This window comes from Psychrobacter sp. H8-1 (assembly GCF_904846575.1).
In the GTDB taxonomy this organism is placed as follows: domain Bacteria; phylum Pseudomonadota; class Gammaproteobacteria; order Pseudomonadales; family Moraxellaceae; genus Psychrobacter; species Psychrobacter fulvigenes.
This window is the reverse complement of the sequence record NZ_CAJHBG010000001.1, coordinates 1,551,736-1,571,390: the sequence shown is the minus strand read 5'-3', so window position 1 is coordinate 1,571,390 and position 19,655 is coordinate 1,551,736. Positions and strand designations below refer to the sequence as shown.

Sequence of the window (19,655 nt, the reverse complement as noted above, 5' to 3'; positions counted from 1 at the left end):
TTTATCTGGAGGTTTTTTTAACTGCAGTTTTGGATAGTCAGTATTGAGCGTTCTAAGCGTTGACACTTATACTAAAAAACTAAAAACAGCGGCTAAAACAAGGGGTTTAATAAGTTTAATAACCGTTCGACGACTTGCTCGCTTTCGTTACGCTTCATATTTAATGGCGGCAGTAAGCGCACAACATGTCCGCCAGTGACGTTAATGATGAGATTTTGCTCATCGCGTGCACGGTCCACCAACTTACTGCAGTCGATAGACTCAGGTAGGGCGATACCTATCATCATCCCAGCCCCACGACTACTGACCCCATGCGCTTGCAGTTTGTCTGTTATGCTATCACGGATGAACTGCCCCTCAGTGACAGCATTGCTCATGATATCGCTGTTAGCCAATACTTCATAAACACTATGTACTACGCGGCTTGCAAGTGGCGTACCGCCATAAGTAGAGCCGTGGCTGCCGGCACCAAACAAACCATTGGCGCGGCCACGAACCATACAGGCACCGACAGGAAAGCCATTACCAAGGCCTTTTGCAGTCGTTAAGACATCGGGACGGGCGTTGCTGTGCTGATAAGCGAAATATTTCCCTGTGCGACCATTCCCAGTTTGCACTTCGTCGAGCATAAATAGCCAGTTATGCGCGTCACATTCAGCTTGTAGCTCTTCCAAATAGGCAAAGCCATTGATCGCTGTATTCAGTCCACCTTCACCCTGAATAGGCTCTACAAACAGCGCACAGATATCATCGTGATCGGCGGCAGCTTGCTTAACGGCTGCAATATCACCAAAAGTCACACGGATAAAATCATCATCTAACGTAAAGAAACCCTCGCGTGCTTTAGGGTTGGCAGTCGCTGATACTGATAATAGCGTGCGACCATGAAAGGACTGCTCCATGACAATGACTTTAGGGCGCTTAAAGCCTTGTTGGTAGGCATATAAGCGTGCCATTTTTAGTGCCGCTTCATTGGCCTCGGCGCCGCTATTGGCAAAAAATACGCTATCCATGCCAGCGGCAGTACAAAGTGATGCGCCAGCACGCTCTTGCCACTCTATGCCGAATAAGTTGCTGGTATGGACTAAAGTAGCTGCTTGCTGCTGAATGGCCTCAGTGATTTGCGGATGGCAATGTCCAAGACCGCATACAGCGATGCCTGTTAGCGCGTCTAGATAGGGCGTATCATCTTTGGTATATAACCAACTGCCTAAGCCGCGGGTGAAGCTAATCGGTTGACGATTATAAGTAGGCATCAGATAAGTGGCTGACATACGGACATCCTTAGCGTGTTAAATAAATCAATGAAGTAAAGACATATTAGAGAAGATAGAGTTATAAGAGGTTCTCAGTATTAGGTTACAACTCGTCAGAAAACGGTGTTGTCTCAGCAGGGACACTATATTCTTCATTTGCCCAAGCACCTAAATCAATCAGTTTGCAGCGATCACTACAAAACGGCTTATATTTATTATCCTGCCACGCAGTGAGAGTGCCACAGTTTGGGCATGGGTAGGTTTTGGGTGCGGAATTGGGAGTAGGTTCTGTCATAGTAAAGTGAGGTTGCCCTAATGATATCAATATTGTATTGAGGAGAGTGTTATCAATGAATGAGAGCGGTTATAATAGCACGCAGTGGCTAAAAGACAAATACAAGTCCATATACATGTAAAAAATGACGATAAAACATCCATCTACTAAGTAAAATAGCCTAAGCAATTATCGTCTAACTAAAAAACTAAAATATAAACCAAATAGAGTAATCCATGAACCAAACAGAACCCTATTCCCATAATCAAAAAAGAGCTTTTCAGCCTGAAAAACTTTCAGCACCACGTAATTTTAGCATTCCAAAAATTATTCAAAGTGATAATAAACTACCATTGATACTTGAGATTGGTGCAGGGAAGGGCAAGCATGCATTAAGCTTTTCCGCAGAAAACCCTGACAAGCATCTAATTGCTATTGAGCGTACACGCAATAAGTTCGAAGCTTTTACCAAGCTATTTAACCAACAGTCGCTTGACAATTTGACTCCTATCCATGCAGATGCGATCGCGTGGACGGTATACGCTATCCCTCCTAGCAGTCTCGCCAGCATATATATCTTATATCCCAACCCTGAGCAGCATAACCCTAATCAGCAATGGTTAAACATGCCGTTTTTTGAGTTTTTATTATCACGCTTGCAAACAGGAGGGGAGATTGTATTGGCCACTAATATCGAGGCTTATATGGACAATGCAGAGCAGCAAACTTCGAGTCTTTGGCAGCTACCACATGAGCGGCAAGTAGTAGCAGCGGAGAGTCAACGTACTCATTTTGAAGTGAAGTATCTGGCTCGTGGAGAACGCTGTTGGCAGCTAACCATGACAAAACCACAAGGCTATAGAACCAGATTTGATAGTTGGCATGCGCCTGCTGTTGATAAAGATATTAAATAAATAGCCTAAGCAAAAATAATTGTCAAAATTAAAACCGCTACAAAAGAGCGGTTCCAAAATTTAAGTACTTTTATAGATTCATAAAAAAGGCTTTACTAGTTTTTCAGAGTCAGTATGAGCATTCACTACCGTTAAGAATGTGTAAGCACCGATAAACTTACGGCTAATAAACATAAACTCTTTCGGAGGCAAATTAAATTCAAAAGACTGCACTGCTTTGGTAGCACTTGCCGATATACGAGAATGTAGTTTACTGTTTGCCCAGATATAACGGTTTTGTGAATCCAAGCAGTCTGCTGGAATGTCTGGATTTGAGTCAGGATGACTAAATGGCTCGGTAGCAAGTAAGAACAAAGAGGCAATATCAGAGCGCACTTTGTCACTCATCGTATCGAAAAATTCATAACCCGTCATACTTTTCATCATTGCTTGATGATCATGATGATAGCCTGCACGTAGGAGGTTATGTGCAATTGTTAGAAGACCATCATCAAACTGACGAATAGCACCAAAATCTAACAATACCAGTTTATCTATCTCATTTTCATTATCGCTAATGCGCACCAAGTAATTTCCAAAGTTTGGGTCGGTCTGCATCTCGCCCCAGACAAAAATCTCTCGCATCATGATCTCGATTGCCGCTTGACCAATAGCATTTTGACGTTCATGCGGTAATAGCTGAAGTGCTTCGGAGGTGACAGAGACACCAGGCTCATAGGTCATGCATAGCAAGCGCTTACTTGAGTACTGACGATTAACTTTTGGCACGATATAACGTGGATCATCTATCAAGCGCTCATAAAAGCGTTCAGTCGTATTTGCTTCCGCATCATAATCAACCTCGTGGTGGAGTAGGTCGCGGATTTCTTCGAACCAAGTATCCAGCGCACGTGTTTGCGGCACCATATTGCTTACCTTAAGTAAGCGTTTAAATAAGGCAAGATCGGAGTCGATAGCTTCTGCAACGCCCGGATATTGAATTTTTAATACGACTTCTTCACCAGTAGCAATGACAGTTGCACGATGCACTTGGGCGAGGGAGGCGGTACCAATAGGTACAGGATCGACTTCAAGTTCATCGAGTTTTTCTCTCAGAGTGCGGCGCAACGTCTGTTCGATTTTTGGCCAGCTGAGAGTGGCAGTGTCATCGTTGAGTGCTTGTAGTGCACGAGTGATTTCAGGTGGCAATACATGCTCACCATATAGTGCCAGCATTTGGCCAATCTTTACCACTGAGCCTTTTAACTTACCAAGCTCTTCTACGACATAATTTGCCTGCGCCTCCATAAACTCTTGGTTGCGCTTTGAGCGAGTGTCTTTATCTAAGAATATGCCAGACATACTGTTACCCGCCCAACGTCGGCCGATATTGAGAGATGTCTTAGCGATTGACAGTCGACGCTCAAACCCAGAAGTTTTTAGGTTGTCAATTGACTGCTTATTATTAGAAGGTTTAGATGTATTTTGTGCCATAGATATAACCATTCATCAGTTGCAACTGATTTGCGGGTTGAAGACCAACAATACAAGAGATATGTAATGTCAGAATACAAAATCGTAATGACTCGTAGGTCATAGTACGAATGATGGTATTACGGTATCAAAGCAGATGCATTAAAGCTCTTCATTTATCGTAATATTTTTTACGGTAGTAATGTACTGTTCTAAAGCGACTGTATTAAGTAGTAAGGAGCACCGGAGCACCCCAGTCTTTATCAAAACTGGGGTTTATCTATAGAGTTTATCAGAGAACCAAGGGCTTTGTCCCAGTAGTGTTTAGCCTTAAGAGTCTTTACGAGCAATCGCGTGGTGCCCGATGTCGCGGCGATACTGTGCTCCATCAAAACTAATCGCAGCAGTAACCGCTAAAGCCGCTTGTTGTGCACCCAAGATACTATCCGCAAGGGCAGTGACGCAAAGCACGCGCCCACCATCGGTGACGACTTCTTTAGGATGGCTGGTGCTGGTATCCGCGTCAAAACTATCATGAGTAAACGCAGTACCTGCATGAAAGACCTTGACTGCTGAAGTGTCATGAGGATCTAACTCTGGCAGACCAGTAATGACATCACCTTTAGAGGAGGTCTCGGGATAGCCTTTCGATGCCATGACGATACCAAGGGCGGGGCGCGCATCCCAGTCTGCTTGACTTGGCAGCTCGCCTGCGAGACCTTTAGCAACCAACTCGACCATCGACGATTGCAAACGCATCAAAATAGGCTGCGTCTCTGGGTCGCCAAAACGGCAGTTAAACTCAATCACGTAAGGGTCGCCTGCTTTATCAATCATCAAGCCTGCATATAAAAACCCAGTGTAAGGGTGACCAGCAGCATTCATCGCATTAACAACTGGCTGAATCACTTGTGCCATCACTTTATCATGAACGTCTTGAGTGACCACTGGTGCAGGAGAATAAGCGCCCATACCGCCGGTGTTCGGGCCTGTATCGCCTTCATAAGCACGTTTATGATCTTGGCTGGTCGCCATGGGTAAGATGTTATTGCCATCAACCATGCAAATAAAGCTGGCTTCTTCGCCTTCTAAGAATTGCTCAATGACCACACGGCTACCAGCATCACCGAATTTATTGTCTGCAAGCATGTCATCGATTGCTGCATGTGCTTGTTCAATGGTCTCAGCAACGATCACGCCTTTCCCTGCTGCCAGTCCATCAGCTTTGATAACGATAGGTGCGCCTTGCTCGTCAATATAAGCTTTGGCGCTTGTAGCGTCTGTGAATCCTTGATAGGCAGACGTTGGGATATTATGCTCTGCCATGAATTCTTTGGCAAAAGTCTTAGAGCCTTCGAGTTGTGCGCAATACGCTGTTGGCCCCCATGCTTTGATACCAGCAGCACGGCAAGCATCGATGATACCAGTGACCAATGGCGCCTCAGGACCTACGATGACCATGTCAATGGCATTGTTTTGGCAAAACTCGATGACAGCGCTGTGCTCACCATTGGTATCTTGCAAGATAACATTCTGGCATTTAGGTTCAAGGGCAGTGCCAGCATTACCAGGCGCGACGTAGACATTTTTTACAGAATCATCTTTGGCACACTGCCATGCCAGCGCGTGTTCGCGACCACCTGAGCCAATCACCAAAATATTCATCATACGTTTTGCCCTTAGTATTAATAGTATTAAGCGTTAATAGTAAATCTTTAAGCACTGTTAAATATAGTGCCGTATTCTAACAAAAAAAGCGCAGCGATTGCCATGAGTATCCACTTGCCAGCACTGAATAGTGACGATAAAAAACAACCGACCGCTTTGCTATCTTGTTTTTGGCCCATTATTAGCAATTATTAGACTGTCATCGGTATAGGGATAATCATATCCCAACAATCAGCCAATAAAACTATCTAATAAATGTTGGGTAATAGCGTAAACTGTTTATATGAGTGAAGTATTTAAGTGAGCAATCAACTAGGGTCTGTTGCAGTAATAGACACTAAATTAATAATAATTCATGAAATAAATTTTTACACTTTAGCTATTCGTTCAGGTGCGTTACACTCTTATAGATTGATGGGCTAATGGCACTCAAAACCTAGGTTGCAAAGTCATCTACTAATCTAGATGCATCATTAAAAGGGAAGAGATGGAGGGTTGTGACTCAAATTAATCTAGTGTTGACCTGCTAGAGAAACATACCGTTTAAAAACATCAATAATTGCAATAAAGATTAAACTGATTTTATTTTAAATACCAAACCTATAAAAAGGACAGAAAGTTATGCATAACTCTCTTGGAATCACGGAAGAACGCATTGGCCAGATTAGCGATATTGCCACTAACTATGTACAAACGGATCAATCATTGCTTGAGCGTTTTATTCATAGCTATTATGAGCTACTCCATAATGAGGTAGCTGCTGCGATTAGTAACGCCGACTTAGCAGGCATGGCGTTACATCATTTCACGCTACTAAAAGCCTATGATGGCAATAAACCCGTACTCGCTATTTTTAACCCTGTCGCCGAAGAACATCATTTTCACAGCTCACACAGTGTTATCCAGATGGTTGCGTATGATCGCCCATTTTTGGTAGATACTATGCTTATGAGTTTGGAAGCTCAGGGCATTGATGTACACCGCATTTATAATACGATTGTCAGTGTAGAGCGCAATGAAGATGGCAGTCTTGCAAAAATTGATAGTGCGAGTGAAAGCGCTACCTCTCATATGTCGCTGATTCATTGTGAGATTGCTTATCAAGACACTGAGGAATTGGCAACACTATATCAAATATTGTTAGACAAAGTGGATACACTCGATACCGTAGTCGGTGATTGGAAACAGATGCGGTCGCGTTTGATTGAAATCAAATCTGAGTTATCACAGCAGCCATTGCCTGAAGTGTTTTATCCACAGCAAGAAATACAAGCATTTTTAGACTGGATATTAGATGATCACTTTATCTTTTTGGGATACCGTGAATATCGCTTAGAAAATGGCAAAAAAGTAGCGTTAGATAGTGAAGATGCTGATCTGGACTTATATGCCATTGGTAACAGTGGTCTGGGTTTATTGCGCGGCGCAGCAGAGGACACACTATCAGAGAGCTTCAATAAACTTCCTAAAAACCTCAAGCAACTGCTCACTGAACCACGGGTATTGATGCTCTCGAAATCAAGTCGTGTTTCACCCGTGCATCGCTCCGTCTATATGGACTTTTTGGGTATTCATAAGTTTGATGAAAATGGCGATCTGGTCGGCGAATGTCGCTTTATTGGCTTATTGACCTCACAAGCCTATCAATTGCGCGTGCAAGAAATCCCGCTGTTGCGTGAAAAAGCCAACAAAATAATGGCGATGGCAAAGCTGCCAAGTGAAGGTCATGCTTATTATAAAATGATGCATGTAATCAACACTTTGCCACGTGATGACTTGTTTCAAGCCAGCGTTGAAGAGCTGTATCCTATGGTGTCGGGAATCAGCCAATTACAAGACAAGAAGAGCTTGCGCTTATTCAGCCGTATTGACCATTATCAGCGTTTTGTCTCCTGTTTGGTATATATTCCACGCGATAAATTCAATACTGAACTGCGACTCAAAGTACAAGAGGTACTAAAGGAAGCTTACGGCGGCACTTCATCTGGCTTTACCACCGAATTTAATGAATCTGAGCATGCCCGCGTCCATGTCCATGTACGTACAGTACCTGGTCAAATAAACGAGGTAGACACCGCTGTGCTTGAAGCCAAGCTCTCTGCACTGATGGAATCTTGGTCTGATCACTATCAGCGTATGCTGCTAGACAATGTCGGCGAGCAACAAGCCAATACCTTAAAGCGTCAATTTTTAGAGTATATTCCAGCTGCTTATGAAGAACGTTTTGATGCGCGTTCTGCTGTCGAGGACACCAAGCGTCTGGCCGCTTTGAGTGATGAGCAGCCGATGAACTGGCATTTGTATCGCTCTACAGGGGATGCTGGCAATAAATTGCATTTAAAGCTATATGGCCGCGAGCAACCCACCATATTGTCTAAAGTATTACCCATACTTGAAAACTTCGGGGTGTCGGTGATCTCAGCACAAACTTATGAGTTTGATCTGCCAGAGCAGCCCATTTGGATGCAAGAGTATGAATTAATATTGGAGAATGTCGAAACGGTCAATATGCAAGTGGTAGGCAGTCAGTTTGAAGACAGTCTCAAGCAGATTTGGGCGGGACGTGTTGAAAACGATAGTTTTAATGAGCTGATACTTACGACCCAACTAGGTACTTATGATGTAGTGGTGCTGCGGGCGTTGTCGCGTTATATGGTACAAGCACGAGCGCCATTCTCTAGCACTTATATTCAGCAAACTGTCGCAAAAAATAGCACTATAAGTGTGGCGCTGTCTGAATTATTTGATGCGCGTATGAATCCTGAACACAGCGAAGAAGAGCGTGCCAGCAAAACTGAGAAGATTCAGGAACAAGTTTTGGCGGCTCTGGCAAATGTCAGTAGCTTAGATGAAGATCGTATCTTCCGTTGGTTCTTAGATTTGATTAATGCCATGGTGCGCACCAACTTTTATCAAAGAGAGGCTGACGGTCAGCGTAAAGACCGCTTGTCGTTTAAGTTTTTGGCGGATGATATTCCAAACTTACCGAAGCCGAAACCCATGTTTGAAATCTTTGTCTATTCGCCACGTATGGAAGCGGTGCATCTACGTGGGGGCAAGGCCGCCCGTGGTGGTCTGCGTTGGTCAGATCGTATGGAAGACTATCGTACCGAAGTGCTCGGCCTAGTCAAAGCTCAGATGGTCAAAAACGCTGTCATCGTCCCTGTCGGTTCAAAAGGCGGTTTCATCGTCAAGACCAAAACCATGGCCGATGGTCGTGAAGCGTTTCAAGCGGAAGGCATTGCCTGCTACCAAGCGTTCCTTCGCGGTATGCTCGATGTCACTGACAACATTGTTGATGGAGAGATTGTCCCGCCAGCCAATACCGTGCGTCATGACGAAGATGACCCGTATTTAGTAGTTGCAGCCGATAAAGGCACGGCGACCTTCTCTGATATAGCCAACGCCTTATCTAGCGAGTACAACTTCTGGCTCGATGATGCCTTTGCCTCTGGCGGTTCAGTTGGTTATGATCACAAAGCAATGGGAATTACTGCACGCGGTGGTTGGGAGTCGGTCAAACGTCACTTCCGTATGCGCGGTATGGATATTCAAAATCGTGATGACTTTACGGTTGTCGGTATTGGTGATATGAGTGGGGACGTATTTGGCAATGGTATGCTCAGATCCACTCATACCAAGCTGGTCGCCGCCTTTAACCACTTGCACATCTTTATCGATCCAAATCCGGATACCGCCGCTTCTTTTGCAGAGCGCGAGCGCTTGTTTGAGATGCCACGCTCGACCTGGGATGACTACGAAAAGTCTCTCATCAGCCAAGGTGGTGGTGTCTTCTCCCGCCAAGATAAAACGATTGCGATCAGCGCTGAGATGAAAGCGCTGTTTGACATCAGTGCAGATAGCTTATCCCCAAACGAGCTCATCAGCGCGTTATTAAAATCGCCTGTCGATCTTATTTGGAATGGTGGCATCGGTACTTATGTCAAAAGCGCCAATGAAAGCCATGCGGATGTCGGTGATCGTGCCAATGATGCGGTACGGGTCAATGGTGGTGAGCTGCGTACATCTATCGTTGGTGAAGGTGGCAACCTAGGCTTTACCCAACAAGGTCGTATCGAATACGCGCAGACGGGTGGACGCATCTATACTGACGCTATCGACAACTCAGGCGGCGTCAACTGCTCAGATCATGAAGTCAATATCAAAATCTTACTTGGCAAAGTGGTCGAGCAAGGTGATATGACTCTCAAGCAGCGTAATGAATTGCTTGAAAGTATGACAGATACCGTCGCAGAGTTGGTACTGCGCCAAAACTATCTACAACCACAAGCGATTGAGCTTAGCCACATTCGTGCGGCGGCCAATTTAAATGATCATCAGCGCTTCATTCAGATGTTAGAAGGTGAAGGACGTCTGGATCGTGCGATTGAATACCTACCATCAGACGAAGAGATTGCCAAACGTCAAAAAGCGGGGGCTGGATTAACCAATCCTGAGCTAGCAATCGTCATGGCTTATGGCAAAATGTGGGTGTATGACAACTTGTTATTGTCAGATTTGCCAGAAGCGCCGTACTTCGTTAATGAGCTGAGCAAATACTTCCCTGATGAGCTGGTGGGGCGTTTCTTTAACGAGATGAAAGAACATAGATTGCATCGCGAGATTATCAGTACTTATCTCACCAATAGTGTGGTCAACCGCTTAGGTATCGAAGCATTATTCCGCTTGTTTGAAGAAACAGGACAAACCCTTGCCACTATCATTCGTGGCTATGCGATTGCCCGAGATGTCTTTGATGTGCCGACTGCTTGGAAGACGCTAGAAGCGTTGGATAACAAAGTCGATGCGACTTTATTGTTGGAGCTTGAGCTGCGTCTGCGCGATGCCATTGAGCGCGGTGTGGTCTGGTTTATCAATGCCTTTGGTCAAGACTTACAAGTCGCTGACATGATCAGCCGCTTTGAGGGTAGTGTCGAAAACCTAACCAAATCTGGCGGCTTTATTGAGCAGCAGTTTGCCCAGTATTTGCAAGAAGATACTACCAAGTTAACGCAAGACGGTCTGTCAGATAGTGATGCGGCGCTGTTTGCTATGTTGCCTTATCATGTCGATGCGCTGGATGCAGCATTACTTGCTGAGCAATATGAGCGCCCTGTCAATGAGATTGCAACACTGTACTTTGAGGCCTATCAAGTACTGCAGTTAGATTGGATGATGGATAACATCGCCTCCTTACCGCAGCAAGACTATTGGGATCGCCGTGCACGCCACGCATTGGTAAATGAGTTATCACGTAGCTTGCGTCTACTAATGGATGCAGTATTGTCAAAGCCAGATGCCAAGCAAGCATTTAGTGAGTGGCGCTCACGTCATCTCGATCAGTTAGAGTCAGTAAAAAGCGAGATGCAAAAGCTTGACGACAATGATGATAGCGTGATCAGCCTATCTACTTTGTCAGTATTGATGAGTGAGCTGAGTAGTTTGGTTACTAAATAGGCTGTTCAGTAAGCGACTAAGCCAGTCTGCGTAACAATCCCTTATCATTCTCTTGTTAATAAAACATAATAAGAGAATATTAAGGGAAAGTTATGAACACGCAAATCTTTAAAATGGTCAGGAACTCAATTAAATATTGGTATATACCACTTATTATTGGAATCATCCTTATTGGGTTAGGGATTTATACGTTTACTTCACCACAAGAGTCTTATTTAGCGTTGGCTTTACTGTTTAGCCTATCATTTTTGCTATCAGGCTTATTTGAAATTGTATTTTCTGTTGTTAATAGACAAGTATTAGATAATTGGGGTTGGATATTGGCTTTTGGTATTTTGACGTTTGCCATTGGTGTATTACTTTTAATTAATCCAGCAATCTCAATAATCACTCTTGCTTTCTATGTCGGGTTTTTAGTGCTCTTTCGCTCTATTAGTGCCATTGGTTATGCAATAGATTTGAAGCGCTATGGTATTTCAGATTGGGGTGTTTTAATGCTCGTGGGGGTCTTAGGTTTGATATTTTCATTCTTATTAATATGGAATCCTATTCTCTCTGGCATGACCGTTGTTATTTGGACTGGCTTAGCGCTAATCACCAGTGGTGTCTTTAGCGTTTATTTTTCATTCAAACTCAAAAATTTAAATGCTCTGCCCAATAAAATCTCTGATAGACTGCGTAATCAGATAGAGTTGGTGCAACAAGAAGTTAATGAAGAATTAAGAAGATAAGCTATTATTATATTTTTGATGCAAAAAGCCACCATTAATGGTGGCTTTTTATTGGCTGACTATCACCAGAGTGAAATAAAGGTCATAATAAAAGCTACATTTAATCCAAATCAATCAGACTGTTTAAACGCAGCATTTCGCCATTCTTTTCAAACCATACCTTATCTGCGTCGTCACGATAGCTGTCAAACTGTGGCTCTAATATGACATTGCCTTGATCGTTAATCAAACCAACCTTGCCAGCTTGCTTATAAGTATAAAGTTGATGATATAACAGCTTTCTAATAGGTGTGTCTGAAGAGAGAATTAGCTTGCCATTGGCATCAATAATTTGGGCGCTCTCGATATCGTCTTGAATATCCTCGCTCATGCCCTCTGCGGTACTGCCAGCGACCAAAGTACTGCGCAGAAATAACGGCACATCGCCATAACTGTTAAACAACTCAATATGTTGGTTGGCTGCCAGTAGAATGATGACATCATTATTTTGGTCAATAAGCGCGGTTTTATTTTGCAGGCTTACTTGTAAATATAAAGGCTCGCCTGTACAGGCATTTAATGGATAAATCGCATCATACTGCGGCATCACTGCCCAGTAACCTCTATCATCAAGCAGTCCTGTTAGCCCTTCGTCATCAGTGACTATAAAGTAATCTTGGTCATAATCAGGGTCGTATTGCGCGTGTTGGATATGCACATCTGCTAATGGATAAATCCAGTCACCTTGACGATTGATGATGCCTTGTTTAGTGGCATTGCTGGCATCGTCTGATGTATTAACACTGACGATAAAGCTGGTCACAATATCAGGCTCTGTTTGAATTTCATCATACTTAAAAGGCACGATAGTCTTGCCAGCGGCATTGATGACGCCATATTTCCCATGCTGTTTGGCAAGCATATAAGTGTCCATCAATATATAAGCATCGGTGAGATTGCCTATGATGACATTACCATTTAGGTCATGTAGTTGCTGCGACCCGTCGGTTTGCTCGACCAACTTGCCAGCAAAAGACTTATTGTTTTCGATACGCTCAAAATAGCTATTGGGGAGGTAGCCGGCACAATTGATGGTAGCGTGGGCAGGGGTGATAGCACTAACTGCACCAACAGACAAAATAGATAGCCATGTTAAGAGCGCTAATTTGTTAGGCATTACCATTTCCTTATTATCACACTTTTTACTTATTGTTTTAACTTATGAGGCTTTTTCATTGACAATTCTGCGACAGCCTTGACCACTGATTTGGCTAAAGCCGCCAGAGAGTTTTTCAACCTTGATTTGGGTTAGGATACGATCCTTTAATGCTTGTACGTGCGAGATAATGCCAATGAGCTTACCTTCTTGCTGCAAGTTGGTTAAGGTGTCGAGCGCTATATCGAGTGACTCTTCATCAAGCGTACCAAAGCCTTCATCCAAAAATAATGAATCGACGCGAATGTTGTGACTGGCCATTTGCGATAGCCCAAGTGCCAGTGCCAGACTGATAATAAAGCCTTCACCGCCAGAGAGATTTTTGGTACTACGAATATCGCCGCCTTGATAGTTGTCGATGACATTGAGCTCAAGGGGATTGCTGTCATCATGAATGAGCAAATAGCGGTCACTCATTTTTTGCAGTTGCGTATTAGCATGGCTAATCATGACCTCAAACGTTAATCCTTGGGCAAAGGTACGATATTTTTTACCATCAGCCGAACCGACTAACGTATGTAGCTGCTGCCAAACTTGTAGTTTCTGCTTTTGCTCATCAATGGCTATAAGCTGTGCCGCTTGTTGCCCTTTTTGGCTATCATTATCTTTGAGCTTTTGGTCAATCGCACCGATTTTTTGACTTAACTCATCAGTATCTATTTGTATTTGGTGGTGCTGGCCAGCAATTATTTCTCGGCTTTCATCTGTCATGGGGTTGGCAAGTTTTTGTTCTAACGCTTGCTGAGTGCTGTCCAACTGCAACTTAGCTTGATGCAATGCGTTATTAATCTCTAATTTACGTGTATGTAGTGCTTCGCGCTCTTCTTTAGGCAGGCGGGCACTCAAAAAAGCGGCTTCATTGACGAACTGTGACTCTGCGAGTAAATCAGAAAAGGTGCTTTGCTGCGTATTGAGTGTGGTAGTCGCCGACTGTAGCTCTGTATCTAGCTGTTTCTCTCTAAGTTTTAATTGCTCTAGAGCCTGCTGTACAGAATCTAACTGTCTTTGTGCTACTACTTGCTTGGTTTTAGCTGCATCAACCGCACTGCGTAATTGAGTTTCTTCATTGTCTGGATTTTTATCTGCGAAAATCTCGTTTCTATCTTGCTTTAATTGTTCGATAGCCTTGGTCTTATGAGCAATTAGACTCTCTAGTTCTTTGAGCGCTGTGTCATCATTGCTCAGCTGTGCTTGCTTCGTTTCAATCTGCGCAGTCAAACTGCTTAAGGTATTGGTTAGCTGCTGCTGACGGTTTTTCTGTTCGTTAAACTGTCGCTTTAACTGGTTTAAAGCGCTGCGCTGTTGACGTAGTTTTTCGATATGACGGTCATAGTCTGCGCTGTCTATTACGGTTTGTTTATCAAAACTGTTATGCAATTGTTTAAGTGCGTCAGATAAGTCTACCGCATTGAACGCTGTAGTTGAGTTTAAGTGTTCTTTATATTTATCCGTTGGGTATTTATGCGTTAGAGATGAAACGGTAGTCATCAGGGGCGCTAGCTCTAAGAAATTAGCGTCAATCTTATCTTTTATTCCATCAACTTTTTGTGAGTTAAGCTTAATGTCAGTTGTTAGATTATTAATATCGCGACTAACTGCCTGTTGCTGCTTTTCATCGGCTTCGATGGCAGTACTGAGCTTTGCCGCACTTTCAGTTAGGCTGTCATATTCGACTACTATGGTTTTAAGAGACTGTTTATGTTCAGTTAGGTCATGTTTAACAGTGTCTAATAAGCATAAGCTATGATCTATATTCGTGATGGTCGCATTAATATCATCGTTTATCTGAGTAAGAGGATTGATAATTGCTGCGATTGCTTCAGAGTAATTGTTTTTAGACTCAAATAGTGAGGCTATGCACTCCTGAATATCACCATGTAATATTTCGGATTTCTGCTGTAAGGGCGTTAGTTGTTGTTGCTGGTTGTTAAGAGCTTCTTTCTTTGTGGCGTATTCGATATTGTATGTTGATAGAGCTTGTTCAAGGTTATCGATAACGGTCTCTAGTTCCGCTATTTGCTGCTGAGTTTGTTGTATCTTAGTCTGTTTTATTGTGGACGACTGTTTTTGCTTGGCATTGTCATCGCTATTACTATTATCTAATAATGGATGATGTTTGCTATAAGGATGCTCATGCGCGCCGCATAACGGGCAGGGCGATCCATCTTCTAGCTCTGCTATGTAGTCTTCAAGCTTAGCGACCTTTTGTAGTAAACTCAGATGCTCTTGCTTTTCTTGGCGTTTAAGTTTGGCGTTTTGAATATTTGATTGATGACCAGCAATCATTCCTACTAAGGTCGTTAATTCCTCGTTTAGTGCAGGTAGCGAGAGGTTGATTTTTTTGATTTGCCGAGCAAGTTCAGACAGCTGCTGTAATTTAAAGCTGGCTTGCGCAATCTGAGTGTTGATCTGATCCACTTGCTCTTGCTCGCCGCGCATACTAGCGAGAGATTGTTTTTCGATGAGTGCGTCTTGCTGTTGTTGTACGCTGACCAATTGCTCGCGTTTTTGCTTAATTAACAATTCATCTGCGTCTTGTTGCTTGGATAGCTTATCGAAATGAGCTTGTAGTTGGCTTGATTGGTTGTCATGCGCAAGTTTATCCGCCGCTAAGTTGACATTATCTTCTAGCAGCGCCACTAATCGGGTACAGCTGCTATCAAAGGTCGCCATATCTGTATCGAGGTCGTTTAACTCTTGGTAATCGCTAAAATACTTTTCTATATTGGCAAGTTGAGCCTTAGTCTCTTGCTCTGTTTGTCCATGGCTGGCTATTTCTTGGTGTAATCGTTGCGTATTATTGACTAATATGTCTTTACGTTGATTATCATCTGTTAAAGAATGGGATTGCTGTTTTATCTCAGCATCGAACTCGCGTGTCTTTGCAATGATAGGCAAGGTGTCTTGTAAATTGTCCGTGGCTTGCTTTTCAATTTTATTGACATCGTTTACATGGGTAGAGGCTTGTGCAAGCGCTTCTTTCTGAGATGGAATCTTACTAAGTAAATCCTGTTGTTCAGTACCTAGCCGCTTGACCATATCACGACTATAGCTCAGCTCTCGAAATTGGCTGTCAATCTCTAGGGCTTTATTAGCAATATCTAGGCGCTGCGCTTCTGGAGTAAAGTCTGTCTGTATCTGCTGTGCTGCTGCAAACTCGGTCTGATAGTTCGACAGATTTTTCTGTAGCTGCTGAACACTATCTAGCCATTGCAGTTGCTCACTCAGGGTTTCGAATGTTTGTCGTTGTGTGCTTTGCTGTTGATTAAGGCTTTCTAAATCTGCTGCCAGTAGCTTTTCATCTTCAAGACTTAATAATGATAAGCTACTAACGCCCGCTTGTAGCTTGCCAAGCAATTCTTCCTCAAAGCGTTTCTTTTCATGGACGTTTAACGATATCTTGGCATAGATAGCAGTGCCCGTTATTTTCTCTAAAATCGCTGCTCTATCGCCAATATCTGACTTTAAAAACGCGGCAAAACTGCCCTGTGCTAGCATGATAGAGCGGGTAAATTGATTAAAATCCATGCCAATTAGGTCTTGAATATAGGCGGATGTCTTAGATTTCTTCTCTTCTAAAATCTTGCCCGTTTTGACCTCACTAATCTCATGCTTAATCGGTAATAAGTTACCCTTGGCTTTTTTGTGGGCGCGATGCTGGTACCAGTAGCATTGATAGCGTTTGGAATCTATTTCGATAATAACTTCTGCTGAGCATTCCCCCGTACCTTGGGTCATTATTTCGTTCGTTGAGCCGGTAATATCACCCAATCTTGGCGTTTGACTATATAGTGCTAAGCAAATCGCATCCAAGATGGTGGTCTTGCCAGCGCCCGTCTGCCCAGTAATGGCAAAAATCCCTTCATTTAGAAAAGCCGGATCACTAAAATCAATGTGCCATTCGCCTTTTAAGGAGTTTAAGTTTTTAAGTCGTAGTTCAATCAGTCGCATGGGCAGGTCTTATTTTTATATAGAGCAGTGATAAAAAGAGCAATGATGAAAATGAAGAAATTGTTGGCTGGCATCTAAAATGCGCTGCTGTTATTCGGCCTGAGTATCTTCATGACGCAGGTTATAAACGATTTGATCATAGGCGTCACGTAAGGACAATTTTTGCTCATCAGGAATATTGTGAGCGGTTAAGCAGCGCTCAAATACCTCCTCCTCATTTAAGTCTTGTAGCGTTTCAGTGCTCTGTTGTTGGTTAAGTACTTTATTATAGGTGCGCGTGTTTTTTATTTTTAATACTTCACACGGCAAGCCATCTACCATCGCCTGAATATGCTCACGCAACTCGCTGACCACGTCATCACCCGTATAAATAACTTCTAGCCAAATAGATTCTGTTGCCTCAAGAGATTGGATGGTTTTATCAATAGTCTGATGAATAGACTCCAAATTACCTGAGATTTGCGCCAATTTTTGGAATTTTGGAATAGGTAGGGAGATTACCTGCATCTGACGTGAATTATCATGATGCAACAGTTGAGTGGTTAATTTAGCGGCTAAAGCTGAGGTGGCTTTCGAGTTGATATCAGTTGAATTGTTATCAATAATACTCTGCGTAGCACCTGTTTGAGTTAAACCTTCTTTAACCGTGCTTTCTTCCTTTACATCACTTTCTACTGAGTCATCGAAGCCAAACAAGTCATCTATAAAATCAGTCGCCTGACCTGTTACTTTTTTAGCGGCTTTTTCTACCGATTTTTCAATCGTGGTAACTGTATTGGTAAGTTGAGAAGTAATGCTTTCAGCAGTACTATTTGACGCTGATTTTTGATCCATAAAACCATTTTCCACTTCGCCAAACTGTACCAGCAATACTTGTTTTTGTTGCTTAGCCTCACCAAAACCCATGGCGATAGGCGATCCTGAATAGCGAATGCTCTCACGACCACCGACACGCTGCGGGACATGCAAATGCCCAAGTGCCACATAGTCAAAGCCTTCATCGAACATATCAGCAGAAATCTTACCGAGTGAGCCGACATAAAGCTCACGCACGCCATCATCTTCAGTAGTCGTACCACCTGCCGCGAATAGATGCCCTGTAGCGATAATAGGAATGTAACGCTGGTTTGCTTCGGCTAATTCAGTTTGCTTCGCTTTGGCAATGCTAGCGACTTCATCATAATGGGCGCGAATGCCTTTGATAACGTTGGCATCTTTACTATCTGCGGACTCGCCAGCGCTACTGCTACGCACGTCACGGTCGCGCAAATAAGGGACTGCGGCGATGATGCAATGCGGTGTACCGTCTGCATCGTCTAACACCAAGACCTCATCGTTTAAGTCTTCACAAGCGGTGCCAATGACATGCACGTTTAAAAATTTAAGCACATTACTTGGAGCGTCCAAAAAAGTCGGGGAGTCGTGGTTGCCGGCGACGATGACGATATGCTGGCAGCATGATTTTGAGACCCTGCCTAAAAACTCATAATATAGCGCTTGTGCTCTGTTACTCGGCGTCATGGTATCAAAGATATCACCCGCGACGATAAGGACATCGACTTTTTGCGCGCTAATAGCATCCTGCAGCCAATTTAAAAACGCTTCAAATTCATCATAACGCATACGCCCATAAAGCCTACGCCCCAAATGCCAATCTGAGGTATGTAAGATGTTTAAAGGTTTCATAGGCATGAACTTGGTATCGGCAGGTGTGGACATAGTTGCGCTTAAGAATATTTAGTAGAAAGCTGTCATTCTAGCAAGATTTGTTGCGGTTTGCTGTGCTTATAAACTTCTTAGAAAAGCAGAATAGATCAAGTCGAATAGCGGTATTTAGTATTTAGTGGTGGTCACGTAGATGATGAATTATTAAAGCATATTTGCTATTAAATAGCTGGCCATGGAACACTGTTTATTCATAGCACCAAGTAACAAATGCATGATACTAAAAAAACCCTATATTTAGTAATATCTAAGCCATCATTAATAAGGGTACGTTATGCTATTTATCAGATTATGCCCATTGGCTTTGATTTTCAGCGCGTCTTTAGCAGCTTGCAATGGTTATGAGTCAGCAAATATGGATAATAAAGCAAATATTATCCAAGCTTCTGAAGCTATCGCAGGATAGAGAGCAGCAGAAAATTACTCTTGTGGCTAAAGACGGAAAGACTTATTCAGCATTGATTAGTAAAACTAATTTCGGTCAAGAAAATGCCTATCAAATGCAAGAACTGGCCATCGGTGACGTTGTAGAAGTGATGGGAGAGCAATCGACATTACAGTCAGGGTTAAATAATATAAGCCATATCACTGTCCGTGCTATGCCTTATATTTTACGTAAAATCATCGTCGCTGATTATCAAGAGGATTGTGTTGGCGTTGGACCACAGAGCTGCTTGCTTACGAAACTTGCTGGACAGACTCATAGTCAAACAGGTTGGGAGTATCGGTATAGTAATATAGAGGGTTTTGATTACGAGCCTGATTATGAATACACTTTACTCATTAAAAACACACCGATGAACAACCCACCGGCTGATGCATCGTCCGTTCATAGTAAGCTGATGAAGATACTTGAGAAAAAAAGGACTACAGAGTAAGGGTTACAGAAATCGCTATTAGAGATTGCTTAGAGTATTAATGCATTCTGGCTTGTTACGAATATTTTGTGAATTTTCTAATGCTTGGCTTGCGCATCCTGTCACAGTTAATCAACCCCAAAAACCAACTCTTTATTAACACTAATTATTAATA

General features: G+C 43.1%; 11 protein-coding genes. 4 read left to right on the top strand and 7 right to left on the bottom strand.

Annotated features, from left to right (window positions below):
* Window positions 1–92: 92 nt before the first annotated feature.
* Window positions 93–1,274 carry an aspartate aminotransferase family protein gene (locus JMY01_RS06405; RefSeq protein WP_201574790.1) on the bottom strand — a complete coding sequence of 394 codons (1,182 nt, stop codon included), beginning with the start codon at window positions 1,272–1,274 and terminating at the stop codon, window positions 93–95.
* An 85-nt stretch (window positions 1,275–1,359) separates the two neighbouring features.
* Entirely contained in the window at window positions 1,360–1,551 is a 192-nt protein-coding gene (locus JMY01_RS06400; RefSeq protein WP_201574789.1) for a DNA gyrase inhibitor YacG, read from the bottom strand.
* 215 nt (window positions 1,552–1,766) lie between these two features.
* Here JMY01_RS06400 and JMY01_RS06395 point away from each other — a divergent pair, with 215 nt between their 5' ends.
* Window positions 1,767–2,444, top strand: coding sequence for a DUF938 domain-containing protein (locus tag JMY01_RS06395; protein WP_201574788.1), 678 nt, complete (start codon window positions 1,767–1,769; stop codon window positions 2,442–2,444).
* Between the two features lie 78 nt (window positions 2,445–2,522).
* Here JMY01_RS06395 and JMY01_RS06390 read toward each other — a convergent pair whose 3' ends face one another.
* Both JMY01_RS06390 and purD read right to left on the bottom strand, forming a co-directional pair.
* On the bottom strand, window positions 2,523–3,917 hold the full coding sequence (locus JMY01_RS06390; protein ID WP_201574787.1) for an AarF/ABC1/UbiB kinase family protein: 1,395 nt from the start codon (window positions 3,915–3,917) through the stop codon (window positions 2,523–2,525).
* A gap of 309 nt (window positions 3,918–4,226) precedes the next feature.
* Window positions 4,227–5,561: a phosphoribosylamine--glycine ligase gene (purD, locus tag JMY01_RS06385; RefSeq protein ID WP_201577317.1), complete on the bottom strand. Its 1,335-nt coding sequence runs from the start codon at window positions 5,559–5,561 to the stop codon at window positions 4,227–4,229.
* A gap of 624 nt (window positions 5,562–6,185) precedes the next feature.
* Between purD and JMY01_RS06380 the strand changes: the two genes are divergently transcribed.
* On the top strand, window positions 6,186–11,021 hold the full coding sequence (locus tag JMY01_RS06380) for an NAD-glutamate dehydrogenase (protein WP_201574786.1): 4,836 nt from the start codon (window positions 6,186–6,188) through the stop codon (window positions 11,019–11,021).
* 92 nt (window positions 11,022–11,113) lie between these two features.
* Complete coding sequence (locus JMY01_RS06375) at window positions 11,114–11,752, top strand: HdeD family acid-resistance protein (protein WP_201574785.1); 639 nt, start codon at window positions 11,114–11,116, stop codon at window positions 11,750–11,752.
* A gap of 100 nt (window positions 11,753–11,852) precedes the next feature.
* Here the strand turns inward: JMY01_RS06375 and JMY01_RS06370 are convergent, their stop codons facing one another.
* The 3 genes from JMY01_RS06370 to JMY01_RS06360 form a co-directional block, all read right to left on the bottom strand.
* A complete protein-coding gene (locus JMY01_RS06370) occupies window positions 11,853–12,908 on the bottom strand; it encodes a WG repeat-containing protein (RefSeq protein ID WP_201574784.1) in 1,056 nt (351 codons plus the stop codon).
* Window positions 12,909–12,950: 42 nt separating this feature from the next.
* Window positions 12,951–16,898, bottom strand: a complete 3,948-nt coding sequence (locus JMY01_RS06365; RefSeq protein ID WP_201574783.1) for an AAA family ATPase — start codon at window positions 16,896–16,898, stop codon at window positions 12,951–12,953.
* Between the two features lie 90 nt (window positions 16,899–16,988).
* Window positions 16,989–18,617: an exonuclease SbcCD subunit D C-terminal domain-containing protein gene (locus JMY01_RS06360; RefSeq protein WP_374220348.1), complete on the bottom strand. Its 1,629-nt coding sequence runs from the start codon at window positions 18,615–18,617 to the stop codon at window positions 16,989–16,991.
* A gap of 347 nt (window positions 18,618–18,964) precedes the next feature.
* Here JMY01_RS06360 and JMY01_RS06355 point away from each other — a divergent pair, with 347 nt between their 5' ends.
* On the top strand, window positions 18,965–19,501 hold the full coding sequence (locus JMY01_RS06355; RefSeq protein WP_201574782.1) for a DUF4377 domain-containing protein: 537 nt from the start codon (window positions 18,965–18,967) through the stop codon (window positions 19,499–19,501).
* Window positions 19,502–19,655: the final 154 nt, after the last annotated feature.

Coding starts and splice junctions, on each gene's coding strand:
- JMY01_RS06405 (WP_201574790.1), bottom strand. CDS start 1,274: ATGTCAGCCACTTATCTGATGCCTACTTATAATCGTCAACCGATTAGC.
- JMY01_RS06400 (WP_201574789.1), bottom strand. CDS start 1,551: ATGACAGAACCTACTCCCAATTCCGCACCCAAAACCTACCCATGCCCA.
- JMY01_RS06395 (WP_201574788.1), top strand. CDS start 1,767: ATGAACCAAACAGAACCCTATTCCCATAATCAAAAAAGAGCTTTTCAG.
- JMY01_RS06390 (WP_201574787.1), bottom strand. CDS start 3,917: ATGGCACAAAATACATCTAAACCTTCTAATAATAAGCAGTCAATTGAC.
- purD (WP_201577317.1), bottom strand. CDS start 5,561: ATGAATATTTTGGTGATTGGCTCAGGTGGTCGCGAACACGCGCTGGCA.
- JMY01_RS06380 (WP_201574786.1), top strand. CDS start 6,186: ATGCATAACTCTCTTGGAATCACGGAAGAACGCATTGGCCAGATTAGC.
- JMY01_RS06375 (WP_201574785.1), top strand. CDS start 11,114: ATGAACACGCAAATCTTTAAAATGGTCAGGAACTCAATTAAATATTGG.
- JMY01_RS06370 (WP_201574784.1), bottom strand. CDS start 12,908: ATGCCTAACAAATTAGCGCTCTTAACATGGCTATCTATTTTGTCTGTT.
- JMY01_RS06365 (WP_201574783.1), bottom strand. CDS start 16,898: ATGCGACTGATTGAACTACGACTTAAAAACTTAAACTCCTTAAAAGGC.
- JMY01_RS06360 (WP_374220348.1), bottom strand. CDS start 18,617: ATGTCCACACCTGCCGATACCAAGTTCATGCCTATGAAACCTTTAAAC.
- JMY01_RS06355 (WP_201574782.1), top strand. CDS start 18,965: ATGAGTCAGCAAATATGGATAATAAAGCAAATATTATCCAAGCTTCTG.